The sequence below is a fragment of the Xanthomonas sp. D-109 genome (assembly GCF_017746095.1).
GTDB lineage: Bacteria > Pseudomonadota > Gammaproteobacteria > Xanthomonadales > Xanthomonadaceae > Xanthomonas_A > Xanthomonas_A sacchari.
On sequence record NZ_JAGHWV010000009.1, the window covers coordinates 199,638 to 217,578 of the forward strand.

17 protein-coding genes are annotated in these 17,941 nt (G+C 69.9%); 4 read left to right on the forward strand and 13 right to left on the reverse strand.

What is annotated here, in order from left to right; translation table 11 throughout:
* Positions 1-3: 3 nt before the first annotated feature.
* From J7357_RS10465 to J7357_RS10480, 4 genes are all read right to left on the reverse strand, one after another.
* On the reverse strand, positions 4-444 hold the full coding sequence (locus J7357_RS10465) for a response regulator (protein ID WP_209246246.1): 441 nt from the start codon (positions 442-444) through the stop codon (positions 4-6).
* Positions 441-2,252: an ATP-binding protein gene (locus J7357_RS10470; RefSeq protein ID WP_209246248.1), complete on the reverse strand. Its 1,812-nt coding sequence runs from the start codon at positions 2,250-2,252 to the stop codon at positions 441-443. Before J7357_RS10470 ends, J7357_RS10465 begins: the two co-directional genes overlap by 4 nt.
* Positions 2,253-2,451: 199 nt before the next feature.
* A complete protein-coding gene (locus J7357_RS10475; RefSeq protein WP_209246250.1) occupies positions 2,452-2,820 on the reverse strand; it encodes a hypothetical protein in 369 nt (122 codons plus the stop codon).
* 163 nt (positions 2,821-2,983) lie between these two features.
* Positions 2,984-3,403: a BON domain-containing protein gene (locus J7357_RS10480; protein ID WP_209246299.1), complete on the reverse strand. Its 420-nt coding sequence runs from the start codon at positions 3,401-3,403 to the stop codon at positions 2,984-2,986.
* A 141-nt stretch (positions 3,404-3,544) separates the two neighbouring features.
* Between J7357_RS10480 and J7357_RS10485 the strand changes: the two genes are divergently transcribed.
* The gene (locus tag J7357_RS10485; RefSeq protein WP_209246252.1) at positions 3,545-4,585 is read left to right on the forward strand and encodes an oxidoreductase; all 1,041 of its coding nucleotides are present in this window, start codon (positions 3,545-3,547) and stop codon (positions 4,583-4,585) included.
* Positions 4,586-4,595: 10 nt separating this feature from the next.
* On the opposite strand, the gene gnd is transcribed toward J7357_RS10485, so the two are convergent.
* Entirely contained in the window at positions 4,596-5,540 is a 945-nt protein-coding gene (gene gnd / locus J7357_RS10490) for a phosphogluconate dehydrogenase (NAD(+)-dependent, decarboxylating) (protein ID WP_209246254.1), read from the reverse strand.
* Between the two features lie 70 nt (positions 5,541-5,610).
* Entirely contained in the window at positions 5,611-6,894 is a 1,284-nt protein-coding gene (locus J7357_RS10495; RefSeq protein WP_209246256.1) for a hypothetical protein, read from the reverse strand.
* Between the two features lie 210 nt (positions 6,895-7,104).
* Here J7357_RS10495 and J7357_RS10500 point away from each other — a divergent pair, with 210 nt between their 5' ends.
* Complete coding sequence (locus J7357_RS10500; RefSeq protein ID WP_209246258.1) at positions 7,105-7,995, forward strand: TIGR01777 family oxidoreductase; 891 nt, start codon at positions 7,105-7,107, stop codon at positions 7,993-7,995.
* Positions 7,996-8,141: 146 nt separating this feature from the next.
* Here the strand turns inward: J7357_RS10500 and J7357_RS10505 are convergent, their stop codons facing one another.
* From J7357_RS10505 to J7357_RS10530, 6 genes are all read right to left on the reverse strand, one after another.
* A complete protein-coding gene (locus tag J7357_RS10505; RefSeq protein ID WP_048492391.1) occupies positions 8,142-8,510 on the reverse strand; it encodes a glycine zipper 2TM domain-containing protein in 369 nt (122 codons plus the stop codon).
* Positions 8,511-8,641: 131 nt separating this feature from the next.
* Positions 8,642-9,382 carry a DUF2242 domain-containing protein gene (locus J7357_RS10510; RefSeq protein ID WP_209246259.1) on the reverse strand — a complete coding sequence of 247 codons (741 nt, stop codon included), beginning with the start codon at positions 9,380-9,382 and terminating at the stop codon, positions 8,642-8,644.
* 124 nt (positions 9,383-9,506) lie between these two features.
* Positions 9,507-10,556 carry a DNA methyltransferase gene (locus tag J7357_RS10515; protein WP_209246261.1) on the reverse strand — a complete coding sequence of 350 codons (1,050 nt, stop codon included), beginning with the start codon at positions 10,554-10,556 and terminating at the stop codon, positions 9,507-9,509.
* A complete protein-coding gene (locus tag J7357_RS10520; RefSeq protein ID WP_209246263.1) occupies positions 10,549-11,655 on the reverse strand; it encodes a hypothetical protein in 1,107 nt (368 codons plus the stop codon). The genes J7357_RS10515 and J7357_RS10520 overlap by 8 nt, the downstream gene beginning before the upstream one ends.
* A gap of 9 nt (positions 11,656-11,664) precedes the next feature.
* Complete coding sequence (locus tag J7357_RS10525; protein WP_152243648.1) at positions 11,665-13,089, reverse strand: nicotinate phosphoribosyltransferase; 1,425 nt, start codon at positions 13,087-13,089, stop codon at positions 11,665-11,667.
* A 61-nt stretch (positions 13,090-13,150) separates the two neighbouring features.
* Positions 13,151-14,206, reverse strand: a complete 1,056-nt coding sequence (locus tag J7357_RS10530; protein ID WP_017909091.1) for a bifunctional nicotinamide-nucleotide adenylyltransferase/Nudix hydroxylase — start codon at positions 14,204-14,206, stop codon at positions 13,151-13,153.
* Positions 14,207-14,491: 285 nt separating this feature from the next.
* On the opposite strand from J7357_RS10530, the gene J7357_RS10535 reads away from it, so the two are divergent.
* Positions 14,492-15,490, forward strand: a complete 999-nt coding sequence (locus J7357_RS10535) for an arabinogalactan endo-1,4-beta-galactosidase (protein WP_209246265.1) — start codon at positions 14,492-14,494, stop codon at positions 15,488-15,490.
* Between the two features lie 86 nt (positions 15,491-15,576).
* Positions 15,577-16,458: an endonuclease/exonuclease/phosphatase family protein gene (locus J7357_RS10540; RefSeq protein ID WP_244667421.1), complete on the forward strand. Its 882-nt coding sequence runs from the start codon at positions 15,577-15,579 to the stop codon at positions 16,456-16,458.
* A gap of 575 nt (positions 16,459-17,033) precedes the next feature.
* On the opposite strand, the gene J7357_RS10545 is transcribed toward J7357_RS10540, so the two are convergent.
* Complete coding sequence (locus J7357_RS10545; RefSeq protein WP_209246266.1) at positions 17,034-17,933, reverse strand: LysR substrate-binding domain-containing protein; 900 nt, start codon at positions 17,931-17,933, stop codon at positions 17,034-17,036.
* Between the last annotated feature and the right edge of the window lie 8 nt (positions 17,934-17,941).

A 17,941-nucleotide genomic window follows, 5' to 3' on the forward strand; every position in this document is an offset into this window, starting at 1 on the left:
CGCTTACTCTTTGTCCGGCGCCTGGTTGATCAGCGCCCAGAAGGTGCCCAGGGTCTTCACCGCGGTGAAGAACTGGTCCACGTCCACCGGCTTGACCACATACGCGTTCACGCCCAGGTCCCAGCTGCGGGCCAGGTCGCTTTCCTCGCGCGAGGACGACAGGATCACCACCGGCAGGCGCTTGAGCGATTCCTGGCTGCGCACCAGCTTGAGCACTTCCAGGCCGTCCATGCGCGGCATCTTGATGTCCAGCAGCAGCACCGCCGGCAGGCCTTCCTCGCGGTCGGCATAGGCGCCGCGGCGCAGCAGGTAGTCCATCGCCTCCACGCCGTCCTCGACGTGCACGATGGGATTGGCCAGACGCGCGTCGCGCAACGCATCCACCGCCATTTCGGCGTCGGCGGGACTGTCTTCGGCAAGCAGGATGGTGCGGATGGCGGTCATGCAATGAACTCGGTAGAGGACGCTTCGGGCGCCGGGGGCAAGACGAAATGAAAGGTGGCGCCCTGGTCGGGGGCGGACTCGGCCCAGATGTGGCCGCCATGGCGGGCCAGCACGCGGCGCACGCTGGCCAGGCCGATGCCGGTACCGGAATACTCGCTGGCCTTGTGCAGGCGCTGGAACACGCCGAACAGCTTGGCCGCGTAGGTCATGTCGAAGCCTGCGCCATTATCGCGCACGCTGAAGTGATGGCTGCCGTCCGGCTGCACCTGGTAGCCGACCTCGATCTGCGCGACCTCGCGCTTGGCGCTGTACTTGACCGCATTGCCGAGCAGGTTCAGCCACAGCTGGCGCATCATGTTTTCGTCGGCGACCAGGATCGGCAACGGCGCGATGCTCCATTCGATGCGATGCCCGCTGTCGCCATGGTCGGACTGGTAGTTGGCGTCGAGCACCGAACGCGTCTCCGCCACCAGCGACTGCATGTCCACCGCCTGCAGGCGCAGCGCACTGCGGCCCAGGCGCGAGTACACCAGCAGGTCGTCGATCAGCGAGGCCATGCGCCGCGCCGAGGTGCCGATCACCTCCAGGTAGTGCCGGCTCTTCTCGTCGGCGCCATCGCCCAGGTGGCGCACCAGCTTGTCGGCGAAGCCGGCCACGTGGCGCAGCGGCGCGCGCAGATCGTGCGAGACCGAGTAGCTGAACGCCTCCAGTTCGCGGTTGACCTCCGACACCTGCTCGACCTTGCCTTCCAGTTGCCGGTTCAGCTCCTGGATGCGCTGTTGGGCGCTCTTCTGCAGGGTGATGTCGCTGACCGTCATCAAGACCACTTCATCCTCGCTGTCCGGCAGCGGCATGCGCCGCGCATTCAGCAGCATGGTTCTTGGTACGCCGTCCGCGCCGAGTTGTTCGTGCTCGAAATCCCATAATTCGCGACCGCGCAGCAGCACGTCGGCCAGGCGCTGGGCGATGATCGGATCCTGCCAGACGCCGTCGCCGACCTCGGTCAGCATCCTCGGCGGATCGGCCAGGTCCATGCCGTACAGCTCGGCGAAGGCGGTGTTGTGCATCAGCATGCGCTGCCCGTTGTCGAGCAGCACGATCGGCTCGCGCACGGTCTGCAGCACCGCCGCGGCGCGGCCGTTGGCGCGCAACATGTCGCGCTCGGCGTCCAGGCGCCGGCCGATCTGCCGTTGCAGCAGCCAGATCACCAGGCCCAACAGCAGCAGTTGCACCACCAGCGAGGCCCAACTGACAGCGGAAGCCAGCATGCGCCGCTGATCGGCGTCGGCGGTGCGCTCGACCAGCAGGTCGTCCTCGCGCCGCTGCAGTTCGTTGATCAGGCCGCGCACCGGGTTGTCGGCGGTCATGTCCTGGATCAAGGCGCGGATCCGCTCCGGATCGCGGGTCTGCGCGATCCGCTCGGCGATCAGGCCGCGCCGTTCCAGCGTGCTCTGCAGGCGACCGACGCGGACCTGCTGGTCCGGATTGTCGCGGGTCAGCTCGGCCAGGTGCGCAAGGGTCGGCTGCAGCGACTTGCGCGACTGCTCCATGCGGGCGGTCAGGATCGGCGACTGCACGCCATGCGACATCGCCATCGCCGCCGACTCCATGTCGCGCAGATCCGCCTCCATCCCGTTCAGGGTGGCGGTCACTTCCTGGCTGTGCGCCACCCAGTCGGCCGCGCGCAGGGTGCTGGCATTCATCTGCCGCAGCAGCAGCGAGGGCAGGATGACGATCAGGACGACGGCCAAGGCCAGCAGCGGCAGGCGCCAGCGGTCCCAAGCATCGTGTTTGGCGATGGTCTGCATAGCGGATGCGTGAAAAGAAGGAACGGCTGCGGCCATCGCGGGCGCGCATTGTCGCCCATCTTCCCCGGCAGCAGATGAATTATTCAGCGGAAGCGCGACACCCCGATCGCGGCATCGGCAATGACTCTAACCCAGTGCACGCGCACGACGAAGCGGGCGGCATGTGGCCGCCCGCACCAGTCCCCCGCACACACCGCGCTCAGGGCCGGCGCGCCGAGGGCGGGGCGGAACCGGCATTGGCGCCGACCAAGGTCCAGGCCGGCATGCCGGCGCGCACCAGCAGGAAATCGGCGTGGCTGTGCAGGCGCCGGCGCTCGGACAGGCTCAGGCCCTGATCCAGCTCCTGCATCAGCACGGAGAACGCGGGCCAGAAGCCGGCGTCGTCATGAAAGGTGGTCAGCAACATGCTCAACTGTGCCTCGAGCCTGCGCACGGCCGGCAGCAACAGCGACGGCTGGGCGCCACGGCTCGACAGCGCGGCGCCGAGCGCTTCGGCCGCCGCCGCCGCAGGGCTCGCGGCTGGGTGGGCTTGGGTCTCCAACATCGCGCGTGATCCGTTGACGAACATGAAGGCATGATGTCTGAGCCGGTGTCAAAGCGACGCGAAATGCGATGCACGTCTCAAATTTCGAGATTCCAAAAAAAACGCACCCCGCAGGGTGCGTCGCGAGCCGGCTGTCGCGGGTGGGGCGCCTCGTCGCATCCCCACCCGCGGCCGCGGAGCGCAATGCTTACTTCTTGGCGGCGGCGCTGACCTTCAGGTCGGTCGCATCGACCTTCTTGACCCCGTCGATCTTCTTGGCGACCGCCACGGCCTTGTCCTTCTCCGCCTTGGTGGCGACCGCGCCCGAGAGCTTGACCGTGCCATTGACGGTATCGACCTTGATCTCGGTGCCCGACACGTTCTTGGTGGCCAGCAGATCGGCCTTCACCTTGGTGGTGATCCAGGTGTCGGTGACCGGCTCCTTGGAGTCGTGGCGGCTGGCGTCGTGGGCGGTGGTGTCGTGCTGCATGGCGTCCTGCTGGCCCATGGTGCCGTGGTCCTTGGCACCGGTGGCCTGACCGGCGGCGAACGCCTGGCCCGCGCCGAACGCGAAACCGGCCACCAGGGTGGCGCCGAGCAGGGTGCGTGCGTTGATCGTCTTCATGATGTCTTCCTCCGCTGAATGTGCGCGCAGTCTCCACCACGTCGTCGTACAGGCAGCGTGACCACGGAATCGCCGCAGCGTGAATGCGCAACCCACGGACAGGGGCCGGGCCATACTGAGTGCCCGTCGCTTCCGCCCGCGCCCATGCCCGTCTTCAATCTCGCCCTGCTCGGCTTCGGCTACGTGGGCCGCACCTTCCATGCGCCGCTGATCGCACACACGCCCGGCCTGCATCTGCACACCGTGGTCTCGCGCCAGGCCGAGGCGGTGAACGCGGCCTGGCCACACGCGCACGTGGTCGCCGATGCGGCGCAGGCCTTCGCCGATCCGCGGATCGATGCGGTGGTGATCGCCACGCCCAACCAGACCCACGCGCCGTTGGCGCTGGCCGCCCTGGCCCAGGGCAAGCACGTGCTGGTGGACAAGCCGTTCACCCTGGACCTGGCCGAGGCGCAGCAGGTGCTCGACGAGGCGCAACGCGTCGGCCGCATCGTCAGCGTGTTCCAGAACCGGCGCTGGGACGGCGACTTCCTGGGCGTCCGCGCCTTGCTGGAGGCCGGCACGCTCGGCGAGATCGCCGAATTCCATTCCCACTTCGACCGCCATCGTCCGCAGGTGGTCGACCGCTGGCGCGAGCACGCACTCCCCGGCTCGGGGCTATGGTTCGACCTGGGGCCGCACCTGCTCGACCAGGCGCTGCAACTGTTCGGTCCACCGCAGGCGCTGCAGGCCGACCTGGCGCTGCAGCGCCCCGGCGCGCAGACGGTCGATTACGTGCACGCGGTGCTGCGCTACCCGCGGCTGCGGGTGGTGCTGCATGCCGGTTCGCTGGTCGCCGCGAACGGCCTGCGCTTCGCGCTCCACGGCACCGCCGGCAGCTATCTCAAGCATGGACTGGACACGCAGGAAGCGCAGTTGCGCGCCGGGGTCGCGCCGGGCGCGCCCGGCTGGGGCGAGGATCCCCTGCCCGGCCAGTTGCGCCTGGTCGGCGCCGACGGCACCCATGCCGTGCAGACGCTGCCCGCGCATCGCGGCGATTACCGCGACTGCTATGCGGCGTTTCGCGAGGCGCTGGCCGGGCGCGGGCCTGCGCCGGTGGATGCGGCGCAGGCGCTGGCGGTGATGCGCCTGCTGGAGGCGGGCGTGCACAGCGCCGCCTCCGGTTGCAGCGTGGCGCTGGACTGAGCGTCGCGGCTCAGGCCGGACGCGTGCCGCCCGGCGCGGGTGCGACGCCGCCCTCGTGCTTGATCGCATGGCCGCCGAACTGGTTGCGCATCGCCGCCAGCAGCTTGTCGGCGAACGAATCGTCGTCGCGCGAGCGCAGCCGCTCCAGCAGCGAGAGGGTGATCACCGGCGCCGGCACGTCCAGGTCGATCGCCTCGGCCACGGTCCAGCGGCCTTCGCCGGAATCCTGGACGAACGGCGCGATGCCGGCCAGGGTCGGATTGTCGCCCAGCGCATCGGCGCACAGGTCCAGCAGCCACGAACGCACCACGCTGCCCTGGCGCCAGACCTCGGCCACCTGGTGCAGGTCCAGTGCGAATTCCTGCTTGCGCCCCATCAGCGCGAAGCCTTCGGCATAGGCCTGCATCATTCCATACTCGATGCCGTTGTGGACCATCTTGGTGAAGTGGCCGGCGCCGCTGGGGCCGACATGTCCCCAGCCGGCATCGGCCGCCGGCGCCAGGGTCGCGAACACGTCGTGCAGGCGCTGCACCGCGGCGGTGTCGCCGCCGATCATCAGGCTGTAGCCCTCGCGCAGCCCCCACACGCCGCCGCTGGTGCCGCAGTCGACATAGGCGATGCCGTGCGCGGCAAGTTCGCCGGCGCGGCGCATCGAATCCTTGTAGTAGGAATTGCCGCCGTCGATCACCACGTCGCCCTTGCCCAGCAGCGGCAGCAGCGCCGCCAGGGTGTCGTCGACGACCTTGCCGGCGGGCACCATCAGCCATACCGCGCGCGGCGCCGGCAGCGCCGCGATCAGCGCGGCCATGCTGTCGACCGCTTCCACCCCGCGCTGCTGCGCCGCACTGCGCGCGGCCTCGCCCAGGTCGAAACCGACCACGCGATGCCCGCCGCGCACCAGCCGCTCGGCCATGTTGGCGCCCATCCGGCCCAAGCCTACAAGTCCCAGTTCCATGCGTCGTTCCCGGTTCGAAAAAAAGGAGGGTTAGGGTCTCACGAAGCGGCGGCGCCGACGTGACGCGCAGCTAAGGCGCCGGCACATCGGCACGCGCCGACCGCGACGCCTGTGCGCAGTCGTGCAGTTGCAGGTCGCGCCAGCGCCGGTACAGCGTGGTGTGCAGGTTGTGCAGGGTCAGCTCGATCGCGAACGGGGTGCGCGGATTGCGATCCAGCAGCCGCACCACGTGATAGCCGATCGGCTTGACGCCCTTGGGATGCACGTAGACCTGAAAGCCCCGGTAGAACGGATCGTCGAGCAAGGCGTCGAGTTGCGCGAGCACCGCCTGCTGGGCCGGATCCAGGCGCGCGCGCAGCACCGGGTCGCGCGCGTACAGCAGGCGCTCGAAGCGTTCGCGCCCCGGCCCGCGCAGCGTCTGCGCCAGTTCCCAGATGCGCCGGTTCTGGCCGTCGTAGTACGCGAAGCCACCATGCGCGCGCAGAGACGCCGCGGCCTCGGCACTGACCGCGGCGACCACGAAGTTTTCCGCCTGGTTGTTGATGTCGTCCAGGTAACGGCGCTCGAACACGTGCACGATGTAGCCGGGCGCACCGAGGAAGGCGGCACGGCCGCGCTGCGCGGTCCTGGCCGCCTTGCCGTCGGCGAAGAACTCGCCGGCGTGCGCGCCGAGCAGGATGCTGTCGGTGTCGTGCAGGGTCAGGAAGGTGCCGATCGACAGCTCGTCGGCGCTGAACGCACGATCGAACGCGGCATCGCCATACAGTTCGCGCTGCGTCGCGAGTTGCGCGATCTGCCGGCCGACGCCGCATTCCGAGCGCACGTGGCCGCTGTAGAACGCCTCGATCGCCTGCGCATTGCCGCCTGCCGGCCGATAGCCGCGGCCGAAGCTGCGGAAGCGCTCCCAGCCATGCGCGTGCGCGCCGCGCAGGCCGAAGCCGATCCAGCCCAGTTGCAGCGCCGAGAAGCGATAGCCGGGGTTGTCCTGCAGCCGCGCGACCGCACGCGTGGTAGCCGCGCCCAGTTGCAGGAAATAGCCGCACTGCGTCGCCGGCGCGTCCAGCAAGGCGCGCAGCGCCTGCTGCCGCTGCGCGTCGCTCCAGCCGGCGGGCAAGGCCGCCTGCAGATCGCCGTGCGCCTGCGCCTCGGCCAGCGAACCGCGTTCGCAGGGTGCGCCAGCGGCGATGCGTGGCTGCGCGTCGGCGGTCCTGCCGATGCGCCAGCCGAGCCGCTCCAGCAGGGTGGTCAGGCAGGCGGCGCTGGCCTGGTCGGCCGGCGCTGGCGCGGCCGTCGCCGCGGTACTGGCCAGCAGCGCGGCCAGCAGCACGCCGACGCCGCGGCGCAGACGCGGCATGCAAGCGAACCTCGGTGGTCGGATCATGGAGCGGACATCGCGAACAGGAGCTTCCGTTGGCCACGCGGCGGCGGCGCCCGCGCAGCGTGCCGCCGCGCCCGTGCAGGCGTCGCGAAACCCACAGCCAGCGCACCGGCGGCCCGGCATTCACTCTTCCGCCATGCCCGGCGCACCTACACTGCGGCTCCCTTGGCGCAAGCGATCCCCTGCATGCACGTGCTCGTTACCGGAGGCACCGGATTCATCGGCCGCGCGTTGTGCCCTGCCCTGCTCGACGCCGGGCACACGGTCAGCGTGCTCACCCGCGACCCGGCGCGCGCGGCACGGCTGTTGCCGGCGGTGCAGGCGCTGGACGACCTGCGGCGTGCCGGACCGGCCGATGCGGTAGTCAACCTCGCCGGCGAACCGCTGGGCGAAGGACGCTGGAGCGCCACCCGCAAGCGCCGCTTCCGCACCTCGCGCATCGGCACCACCCGCGCCCTGCTCGACTGGATGCGCGGACTCGACGCCGCGCGGCGCCCCGGTTGCCTGATCTCCGGCTCGGCGATCGGCTACTACGGCGATCGCGGCGACGAGGTCCTGGACGAAGCCAGCACGCCCGGCGACGACTTTTCCGCCGAGCTGTGCCGCGACTGGGAAGCCGAAGCGTTGCGCGCGCAGGACCTGGGCGTGCGCACCAGCCTGGTCCGCACCGGCGTGGTGCTGGGCCGCGACGGCGGCGCGCTGGCGCGGATGCTGCTGCCGTTCCGCTTCGGCATGGGCGGACGCATGGGCGATGGCCGCCAGTGGATGAGCTGGATCCACCGCGACGATCAGGTCGGGCTGCTGCTGTGGCTGCTGCAGCACGGTGGCGAAGGCGCCTACGACGCCACCGCGCCAGCACCGGTGACCAATGCCGCGTTCGCGCAGCAACTCGCCGCGACCCTGCATCGTCCGGCGCTGCTGCCGATGCCGGCGGCGGCGCTGCGCCTGGGCTTCGGCGAGATGGCCGAACTGTTGCTGGGCAGCCAGCGCGTGCTGCCCGCACGCGCGCAGCGCGAGGGCTATGTGTTCCGCTATCCGCAGCTGGACGCGGCGCTGCGCGACCTGCTCGCCGATTGAGCTGCCGCGACGCCGCATCGCGCGACGTCGCAAGCAGCACCCAAAAAGAAAACGCCCCGGCGGAGGCCTCCGCCGGGGCGTGCTGTATCACGTCGTCAGGTCGTCAGGTCGGCGGCAGACGCCGAACGACACGACGCAGCCGCGACTCAGTAGCGCTTGCAGACGGTCTCGACCACGCGGTTGCCGTTGGCCTGCTGACGCTGGCCCTGGATGTAACGGCCGGTAGCGCCACCGGCGACCGCGCCGCCGACCGTGGCCAGCTTGCGGCCATCGCCCTTGCCGATCTGGTTGCCGAGCAGGCCGCCGATCGCCGCGCCCGCCAGGGTGCCGCCGATGCGGTCCGGGTCGGTGCTGTTCTTGCGCACCGCGACCTTCTTGCAGTGCACGCGGGTGCCGTCGCTGAAGCGGCGGCCATTGTCCTCGGGACCGTAATGGCGCTGCGCCTCGGCGAGCGGCGCGGCGGCCGTGGCGATGGCGAGCACGGAAAGACACAAGGCGGATTTGAGAGTGTTCATGCTGATTGCTCCTGGGTGGCGGAGCCGATGCACAAGCACCGCGCTCTCGACGGGCGCCACCTTCTCACCGACTTCGCGAATGGTTCGTGAAGCGAAATCGGCCGCATTCAGCTTCTGCAGCAGCGCCTGAATCAGTCGGCGCCACCGGGTTCGTTGCTTGCCGGTGCCGTCGTGGCCGGCGGCTGCGCTGCCGTGGTCGATGCGGGTGCCGGCGGCGGCGTGGGCACCGCGGCGGGCGTCGGTGACGGCTCGGGCGACGCGGCCGCTGCGGGTGCTGCCGGTGCTGGTGCCGGTGCAGCCATCGCCGCAGGCGCCGGCGGATGCGCGGGCGGCGCCGGTGCTGGCTTGCTCTTGGGCAGGTACTCGCTCATCAACTGGAAGAAGCGCTTGTAGAAGTCGCCGTCCTGCACGGTGCTGCTGGCGACCCGCACCATCGAGTCGTCGCTGCTGCCGATCGGCAGCGACACCGAGCCGAGTACGCCGACACCGACGCTGGCCGAGGTCGGGCTCTTCTTCAGCGCGTAGCGGTCCTGCAAGGCACTGACGAACACCCAGGATTCGTCCTGCCCGTGCGCCACGCAGGACACGCGCAGTTCCAGCTGCTCGTGCAACTCATCGCTGGGCTGGAAGTTCTTGGTACCTTCCACCGCATCGGCGGTGGCCTTGGACACCACGTAGCCCTGGCTCAGCAGGGCGCGGCGCGCCGATTCGCAGGCCTGCGCCGGCTGCACCGGATAGTTGCGCGAATAGGTGTTGTCGGAGTTGAAGGTCTCTTTCACCAGGCCGTCCTGCTTGCGCGCGAAGCAGCCGCTCAGGCCGATCGCGATCAGCGCGAGCGCGGGAATGGCGAGAACCTTGGAGGGAGCGGACATAGGCCGTTGACCGGAGAGAGGGAACCGCGGCAAAGGATAGCCGCAAGCGCGTCGGCGCGGCCTTGACGCCGCCGCGGCCGCTCATCCCGCGGTTAGCGAGATGCGCGGCCCGGCCGCCGCCGGGTCAGGCGGCGGCGGGTTCCAGCGCCAGGTCCACGCGCAGCAGGCCGCCGTCGCCGGCGCGGCGTTCGGCGCGCAGGTAATGATGGGCGTCGAGCAGTTGCAGGGTCGGCGGTGCCACCAGCGGCTCGCCCCACAGGCTCAGCAGGAAGCCACGCGCGCGCAGCCAGTCGAGCAGCCGCAGCAGGCCGTCCAGGTCGCGCGGCAGCAGCAGGTCGACGTCGCCGGGCAGACGCGGCGCCGCCGCCGGATCGGCCAGCCAGCGCGGATAGCTGCCGTACAACGCGAAGGCGAAACCGTCTGCGCGCAGGGCCGCCAGCAGTTGCGCCGTGCCTGCCAGGTCGATGCGCTGGCGCCGGTGCTGGAAGATCAGCGCGTACTCGTGGCTGCGATCGTTGCGGGTGTCGCCTGGCGCCAGCGGCTGCGCCGTCTCGCGCGGGTAGCACAGCACCCGCTCGGGACAGGGCACGAACAGGCTGCCCAGGATCCGCGCCAGGTCCCAGGCCTGCGGCACCGTGGTCTCGCCGAGCTGGACGTTCTCCACCATCGCGATGCAGAAGCCGTCCTCGCGCAGGTGGCGGCGCACCCCATGGAACACCGCACGCAGGCCGTGCAGGTAGCCTGCATAGTCGGCGCTGGCGTAGAGCTGACCGGCCCCTGCCTCAGCCGGCCAGGCGCAGCCGAAGTACGGGACATTGGTCAGGCACAGGTCCACCGGCGCGGATGGCGCGCAGTGCGGCAAGCCGCCGTCCAGCACCTCGGCGTGCAGGCGCAGCCGCTGCAGCCGTTCGCGCGCCAGCCGCGCACGTGCCGCGTCGATCTCCAGGCCGATGCCGTGGCGGCCTTCCAGTTCGGCCGCGAGCAGCGTACTGCCGAAGCCGCAGAACGGATCCAGCACACGCGCGCCGGGCGCGCTGAAATGGCGCACGAACGGGCGCATCTGCCCGACCCAGCCGCAGTCGCGCGCGCCCAGCGGGTCGCGCTGGCGCAGGTCCTCCGGCAGCCGATGTTCCGGCGGATCCGGCGACGGCGTCCACCAGCTGCGGCTATCCATGCGGCGCCCGCCACAGCAGATCGCGGTCCGGCTGCCAGCCGGCGCACAGCCGTCCATCGGCGAAGAACACCAGCTTGTAGATGTCGCCGCTGTCGTGGCGCGCGTGCATCGCGCCGTAGTCGGAGGTCTCGAACACCACCTCCATGCCGTCGGCGGTGGCCAGGCGCAGGTTCCAGAAGTAGTAGCCCTCGGTGATCTGCAGCGGCTGCAGCGTGCGCCACCACGGCGCAGCCATGCAGGCGCCGAGTACCTGCTCCACCGCGACCCGCGCCTGCGTCAGATAGCGCGCGGTGCCGCCATCGCGGTAGCCATCGCCGAGCCGGGAGAACTCGCGGAAGATCACGGTGCGCGCCCCGCAGGCGCGCGCCCAGTCCAGATAGGCGGCGACGCCGTCGGCATCGGCGATGCCGCCGTGCTGCAGGATGCACACCATGCGCAATGGCAGCGCTTCGGCGATGCGCTGCGCGGTGGCGACGAAGACGCCCGCGTCGGCAATCGCTTCGCCGTCGCGGAAACGCATGATCGGATCGTTGTGCGACTGCTGCGGATGGTGCCGCGACAGTTCGATCCACGACAGGCCGAAGCGCTGCAATGCCTGCAGCAGCGCGTCGCCGCGGCCGCGGGCGAAGCCGGCGCCATTGCTGTACAGCACCCGCTGCTCGACCAGCAGTCCCTCGCGCTCGGCCACGCCCAGGGTCTGCAGCAGTTCCACGAACCAGTCTTCGTCGTCGGTCATTTCCAATCCCGACAGCGAATGCGACAGCGGCAGCCCGCGCAGTTGCGCCAGCGCCTGGCGCAACTGCGCGAAGTAGTCCAGCGGCGGCCGCAGGCTGGCCGCGGCGGTGCCGCCGGCCTGCGGCCGCAGGGTTTCCGAGCAGAAACGGCAGCGCGCCGAACATGGCCGCACCGATGCGTAGGGGGTGAAGGTCACCGGCTGCGCCACGCGGTAGTCGCGCGCGCCGATGCGCTGCTGGCGCCAGCGCGAGGCATCCGCCGCGGCCGGCACCCGCCATTCCAGGTGCGGGGTGCTGGCGCGCAGCGCGGCGAACAGCGGCGAGCCGCCGCTCAATGGCGGCGGACTCGGCAGGGACGCATGCATGAGCGCCTCCTACAGGCGCGCGGCGTTCGCGCGCTCGCGCACCTCGGCGAAGGTCCAGTCGTGCAGCAGGCGGCCGTTCTCCCACACGGTGACCATCGCATCGTCGTAGCCGGCCGGGCCGGCGACCGCTTCGGCCGACACCGCGTCTGGCGCCACCGGCTCGGTGCGGTAGCTGCCGTACTCGCGGTGCCGCAGCAGACGCATGCGCCCGCGCTTGCTGAGCTTGCCCTTGTCGGTGACCGGATCCTTGTAGACATCGATCCAGCGGCCGTCGACGCGCGCGGCCGAGCACTTCAACGCGAACTTCTGGGTGTCGCGGTCGAGCCGCTGCAGCAAGGCGCCGCCCATGCCGAAGGCCAGGTTGTCGGTGGCGTAGCCGGCGCTGGTGATGCGCTCCAGGATCGCGCGGATGCTGGTCGGGTTGACCCCGTCGCCCTGGATCACCCGCACGTGGTTGAGCACCTTGTAGCCCTTGCCGTTGACGCTGTGGCCGAACGCCTCGTCGAGCAGTTCCAGGCACTGGTGCACCACTGCCACCGGATCGCCGGAGTCCGGGCGGATCACCACGGTGGCGCCGGAGGCGATCACCTCCTCGCGCAGCGTGGTGCCCCAGTGCTCGCGGATCGCGTGGAAGATGTCGTAGCTGTCCGACACCACCGCGACCACGCCGCCGGGCTTGCCGAACTGCTTGAGCATGTTGCGGTACGCATCGACCTCGCGCTCGCGGCCCCAACTGGTGATGGTGCTGTGCTCGGCGGCGGGGATCGAATAGCCGGCCATCGGCTCGTGGTAGTGCGCGCGCGCCAGCAACAGCCCGGACACGGTGTCGGTGCCGAGGAAGTTGACCAGATGCGCCGCACCGCCGATCGCCGCCGATTCCAGGCTGGACACGCCGCGCGCGCCGAAGTCGTGCAGCTTGAACGGCAGCTGCCCGTCCGGATCGTCGCTGGTGCGCTCCAGGAACTGGCGCAGGGTCTGCTTGGCGTGCCAGCTCACCGTGGCCACGGTCACCGGGTACCAGATGCGCAGCAGCAGCGTCTCCAGGTACGACGGCACCCAGTAGGCCTGCGCGTCGGTGGACTCGATGGTCATCAGCGCGTTGTGGGTCGGCACCACGCTGCCCTCGGGCACGGCGCGGATGCGGATCGGCAACTGGCCGCCGAGGCGGTCGACGATGTCGCGCCAACCGGCCTCGTTGAACGGCTCGCCGTGCGCGGCGAACAGGTCGCGCGCCTCGTCGATGTCGGCATGGGTGACGGGGCGGCCCAGCGCCTCCTTGAGGATCGACTGCAGGCCGAAGAACACGGTGCGGTCGTAGACGCCGCCGCGCGATTCCACATAGAAGAACGTGGCGTCGGTGCCGGGCGGGTACTGCAGCCAGTGGCTGGCCTTGTAGCTGTCGGTGTTGAGCAGCAGGTTGTTCAGGCATTGCATGACGGAAGCTCCTTCGCGTCTGGGAAAGCCGGCGGTCTGTCCGCCGGCCGGGGAGGCCGCGTCAGCCGCGGCCCAGGAAGAATTCGAGCAGGTGCAGATGGTCTTCGAACAGTTTCGGACCCATGCCCAGCACTTCGCTGACCGGCACCCAGCGCGCCTTGTCGGCGTCGTCGCCGCCGCGCACCTCGGGCAGTTCGCCGAACACGAATTCGAAGTGGAAGGCGTGGGTGATGGTGCGCCCGCGCAGGCTGCGTTCGGGGTGGTCGAACACATGGCGGTTCTTCAGCGAGCCCTTGAGCACCGGCACCGGGATCTTCAGCCGGGTCTCCTCGCGCAGCTCGCGCAGGCACGCATCGAGGATGCTCTCGTGCTGGCCGACGAAACCGCCCGGCAACGCCCACAGACCCTTGCCGGGGGCCGCGCGGCGGCGCACCAGCAGCACGTGCCCGGAATGCACCACCACCGCATCGGCGGTGACGAAGGTCGGCGGATACGGCGCCTCCTTCCAGGCGGCGCGGTATTGCTCGATGAACTGGTATTCGGCGAGCAGTTCGGCATACGACGGCGAGTTCTTGCGGAACGCCTCGAGCATGTCGAACACCGGCGTCGGCACGTTGCCGCGCAGCATCAGCAGCGCGCCGTGGAAATCGATGCTGCCGGCCTCGAACAGGTAACGGCGCAGCTCGGTCGCCGACAGCGTCTCGGTGTGCTGCACGTCGACCAGCGGCCACTGCGGGAACTCGCGCAGGTAATAGCTGCTGGCGTCCTTGTCCATGCCGATCAGGCCGATCCGCGCCTCGGCGCTGCCTCCGTCGCTGCGCACCGCCTCGGCCACCGTGGACTGCACCGCGGCGATCCACTGGCTTTCGTTGTACAGGTGATCGCGCAGCGGACGCAGGATCAAGCGCTCGCCGGCACCTTCCAGCGCGGCCTGGATCATCACGCTGCGCTCGGCAACGGTCCAGGGATTGCGGATGGTGCGGGGAGTCTCGGCCGAGCCGATCAGGAAGATGAGTTTCTGTCCACGCGCCAGGGCGTGGCGGGCAACGGCAGCGTGGCCGTTGTGGAAGGGCTCGAAGCGCCCGATGAACACCAGATAGTCGAACTCCATGAGCATCCCTCACGGTTGGGTGGATCGCCGCGGGTCTGTCCCTTGGCGTGGGCGAAATGCTACGCCGATGCCGCATCGCGTCAAGTGACGCACCGCGCAGATTCATCGGCCATCCAGACAACGCACGTGGACGCCGCGCCGGCGACGCTGCAGTGCAGCGCGCGTCGCCACAGCGATCGCGCTAGCCTCGTGCGCGCCGCGGCCAAGGGGACCGCCCGGCACGTCGCGCCGGCCGCCGTTCTCGGTCGCGCGACGCCCCTTCTTCCCTCCTCCCATCACTGCGAGAATCGCATGAACCGATCGAGCAAGCGCGTGTCCGCCTGGCTGCTGGTGTTGTTGCTCGCCTGCCTGTGTGCGCCGGCCATGGCGCAGACCTTCGCCAAGGGCGCCGATGTCAGTTGGATCGACCAGCAGGAAAGCAGCGGGCGCGTGTTCCGCAACGCCTCCGGCGCCACCACCGATTTCTTCTCGCTGCTCAAGGGCACCGGCGTCAACGCGATCCGGCTGCGCGTGTGGGTCAATCCGCAGGGCGGCTGGAACGACGGCGCCGACACGCTGAACATGGCCAAGCGCGCGAAGGCGCAGGGCATGCGCATCATGATCGACTTCCACTACAGCGACAGCTGGGCCGATCCCGGCAAGCAGACCAAGCCGGCGGCCTGGAGCAACCACGACTTCGCCACACTGGTGAAGGACGTGTATTCGCACACCAACGGCATCCTGTCCTACCTCAAGTCCAACGGCATCGACGTGAGCTGGGTGCAGGTGGGCAACGAGATCAACAGCGGCATGCTGTGGCCGGACGGCAAGACGCCCAACTTCGGCAACCTCGCGCAGCTGATCAACAGCGGCTACAACGCCAGCAAGTCGGTCTATCCCAACGCCAAGGTGATCGTGCACCTGGCCAACGGCTACGACAACGCGACCTTCCGCTGGTTCTTCGACAGCCTCAAGTCGGCCGGCGGCAAGTGGGACGTGGTCGGCATGTCGCACTACCCGTCCCCCAATGCCTGGCAGAGCGCCAACACCCAGATCGCCAGCAACATGCAGGACATGGTGGCGCGCTACGGGTCGGACGTGATCGTCAGCGAGGTCGGCATGGACTGGCAGCAGGCCGCCACCACCCGCGCGATGCTGGCCGATCTGCTCAGCAAGACCCGCGCGCTCGGCAGCCGCGGCCTGGGCGTGTTCTATTGGGAACCCGACGCCTACCCGGGTTGGCAGGGCTACACGATGGGTGCGGTCGACAACAACGGCAAACTCACCCAGGCGCTGTCGGCGTTCAACTGATCGCCGCTCGGCAGGCGCGCCACGCGGTGGTCACCGACACCACCGCCGTGCCACCATCGCGTGCTCCGCTCCTGTCGAGATCTGCCATGTCGCTGTCGCTGTCGTCCGCGCGCACGCTCGCGCTTCCTCTGCTGCTGGTGCTGGGCGCGTGCATCGCGCCGGCGCAGGCGCGCACGCCCGCAACGCCCGCCGCGCCGGCCCCGCTCAAGGTGATGAGCTTCAATGTGCGCGTGCCGGTCGACACCGACGGCGACAAGCGCTGGGATGTGCGCCGCAGCGCGATGGCCGCGCTGATCCGCGCGCAGCATCCGGATGTGTTCGGCACCCAGGAACTGGTCGAACGCCAGGCCGACTACCTGGCCGCGCAATTGCCGGAGTACCGCTGGTTCGGTCCCAGCCGCGACGGCAAGGACGACGGCGAACGCATGGGCGTGTTCTATGACAGCCGCAGGCTGAAGCTGGTGGACTCGGGACACTTCTGGCTGTCGGACACGCCGGAGGTGATGGGCAGCATCAGCTGGGGCCATCCGCTGCCGCGCATGGTCAACTGGGGCCTGTTCGAGCGCATCGGCGATGGCCGCCGCTTCTACCTGTTCGACACCCATCTGCCCTATCGCGACGAGGACGAAGCGGCCCGCGCCAAGGGCGCGGCGCTGATCGTGTCGCGGCTGAAGGCGCTGCCGGCGGACGTGCCGGTGGTGCTGACCGGCGACTTCAACACCGTGCCGGACTCGCCGACGTACCGCACCCTCACCGCCAGCCTGGCCGATGCGCGCACGCAGGTGGCGCAGCCGCAGGGCCCGGAAGCGACCTTCCACGATTTCACCGGCCACCCGGACCGGCGCATCGACTGGATCCTCTCGCGCGGGCTCAAAGCAACCGACTACGCCACGCTCGATGCGCGACCGCAGGGCCACTGGCCTTCGGACCATTTCCCGGTGATCGCCACCTTCGCCTGGCCGCAGTGAGGCGCGTGGGCCTGTGGCATGGACCGCAGGCCCGCGAACGGGAGCGGTTCCTATCTGTTCGGCACCAGCCGCGACGAGGCGCCAGCGGTAAAGCCTGTCGCGGCTGAAGCCGCTCCTACCAGGCGACATCATGCCTGGTGAAGCAGACGGTTAGCTAACGAAGTGCCGCTCGTCGTAGGAGCGGCTTCAGCCGCGACGCGCATGACGCGAAAGACCTTGGCGTGGCTGGCTGGCCAAGGCCACATCGAGCACTGCAAGACAGGCAACACCTCCGGCAGAGCCAAAGCAGAAGCGCGTGATCCGCTCAGCTCTTCAGTCGCAATCTCGCACCGGGAAGCATCCGGCTCCGGTAGCAGTCGGGACTGAAGTCCCTCCCACAGGAAGCAACTGCGCTGACAGAGGGCCGTGCGTCCGCAGGAGCGACTTCAGCCGCGACACGCGTCACCGGGGAACAGCGGTCGCAAGCGATCCCGAACAGCGTAGCAAGGCCCGCGCCTGCCAGTTAACGATGCCTCGCTGCACCATTGCGCAAGCGCATCGTCAGAGGCGTCCGTCGTGCGCCAGCCGACGGATACTCAGGCCGCCGGCACGGCATGCGCGCACAACCAGTCCAACACCTGCTGCACCGGCGACGATGGCGCCGGTGTCGCTCGCCACACGATCGACAACTGGCGCAGCGCCCACGGCTCCTGCAGCGGCACCGCGACCAGTTGCGCGCGCACGCTGACCCGCTCCAGCGCCGCCTGCGGCAGGATCGCCACGCCGACGCCGCGCGCCAGCATGCGGCACAGCGGTTCGATGCCGTGCACCTGCGCGCGCAGACGCAACTGGCCACCGGCACGCGCAGCCTGGGTCTGCAGATGCCGCTGCAACGCGCTGTCCTCGGCCAGGCCGAGCAACTGCGCCTGCCACACCTGCGCGAACCGCAGCTGCGACGCCTGCGCCAGCGGGTGCGTGGCTGCGGCCACCAGCACCAGTTGGTCCTGCCGGAACGGGTGGGCCTGCAGACCCTGCAGATCGGCGTGATCGGCGATCACCGCCAGGTCGGCGCGTTGCTCGCGCAGCGCGTCGGCCGCGGCGACGCTGCCCTGCTCGCGCAGCACCAGATCGATGCGCGGATGCGCCACCAGGAACTCGGCCAGCACCTCCGGCAACCACTCCGACAGCGCCGCGGTATTGGCCAGCAGGCGCACACTTGCCTGATGGCCGCCGGCGTATTCGCCCAGTTCGCTGCGCATCGCCTCCGCCTGGCGCAGCAACTGCCGTGCGTGCCGCAGCAGCGCGGTGCCGGCCGCGGTGAGGCCGACGCCGCGCGGACCGCGCTCGAACACCGCGACGCCGAGCTGCGCCTCCAGCGCGCGGATGCGTGCGCTGGCGGCGGCCAGCGACAATGCCGCGCGGTCGGCGCCGGCGGTGATGCTGCCGGCTTCGGCCACCGCCAGGAACAGCCGCAGATCGGTGAAATCCAGGTGCATCGGCGCCC

What these genes read in the sequence shown, in the direction of transcription:
- J7357_RS10465 (WP_209246246.1), bottom strand. Translation starts at nt 444, where the DNA reads ATGACCGCCATCCGCACCATCCTGCTTGCCGAAGACAGTCCCGCCGAC.
- J7357_RS10470 (WP_209246248.1), bottom strand. Translation starts at nt 2,252, where the DNA reads ATGCAGACCATCGCCAAACACGATGCTTGGGACCGCTGGCGCCTGCCG.
- J7357_RS10475 (WP_209246250.1), bottom strand. Translation starts at nt 2,820, where the DNA reads ATGTTCGTCAACGGATCACGCGCGATGTTGGAGACCCAAGCCCACCCA.
- J7357_RS10485 (WP_209246252.1), top strand. Translation starts at nt 3,545, where the DNA reads ATGCCCGTCTTCAATCTCGCCCTGCTCGGCTTCGGCTACGTGGGCCGC.
- gnd (WP_209246254.1), bottom strand. Translation starts at nt 5,540, where the DNA reads ATGGAACTGGGACTTGTAGGCTTGGGCCGGATGGGCGCCAACATGGCC.
- J7357_RS10495 (WP_209246256.1), bottom strand. Translation starts at nt 6,894, where the DNA reads ATGCCGCGTCTGCGCCGCGGCGTCGGCGTGCTGCTGGCCGCGCTGCTG.
- J7357_RS10500 (WP_209246258.1), top strand. Translation starts at nt 7,105, where the DNA reads ATGCACGTGCTCGTTACCGGAGGCACCGGATTCATCGGCCGCGCGTTG.
- J7357_RS10505 (WP_048492391.1), bottom strand. Translation starts at nt 8,510, where the DNA reads ATGAACACTCTCAAATCCGCCTTGTGTCTTTCCGTGCTCGCCATCGCC.
- J7357_RS10510 (WP_209246259.1), bottom strand. Translation starts at nt 9,382, where the DNA reads ATGTCCGCTCCCTCCAAGGTTCTCGCCATTCCCGCGCTCGCGCTGATC.
- J7357_RS10515 (WP_209246261.1), bottom strand. Translation starts at nt 10,556, where the DNA reads ATGGATAGCCGCAGCTGGTGGACGCCGTCGCCGGATCCGCCGGAACAT.
- J7357_RS10520 (WP_209246263.1), bottom strand. Translation starts at nt 11,655, where the DNA reads ATGCATGCGTCCCTGCCGAGTCCGCCGCCATTGAGCGGCGGCTCGCCG.
- J7357_RS10525 (WP_152243648.1), bottom strand. Translation starts at nt 13,089, where the DNA reads ATGCAATGCCTGAACAACCTGCTGCTCAACACCGACAGCTACAAGGCC.
- J7357_RS10530 (WP_017909091.1), bottom strand. Translation starts at nt 14,206, where the DNA reads ATGCTCATGGAGTTCGACTATCTGGTGTTCATCGGGCGCTTCGAGCCC.
- J7357_RS10535 (WP_209246265.1), top strand. Translation starts at nt 14,492, where the DNA reads ATGAACCGATCGAGCAAGCGCGTGTCCGCCTGGCTGCTGGTGTTGTTG.
- J7357_RS10540 (WP_244667421.1), top strand. Translation starts at nt 15,577, where the DNA reads ATGTCGCTGTCGCTGTCGTCCGCGCGCACGCTCGCGCTTCCTCTGCTG.
- J7357_RS10545 (WP_209246266.1), bottom strand. Translation starts at nt 17,933, where the DNA reads ATGCACCTGGATTTCACCGATCTGCGGCTGTTCCTGGCGGTGGCCGAA.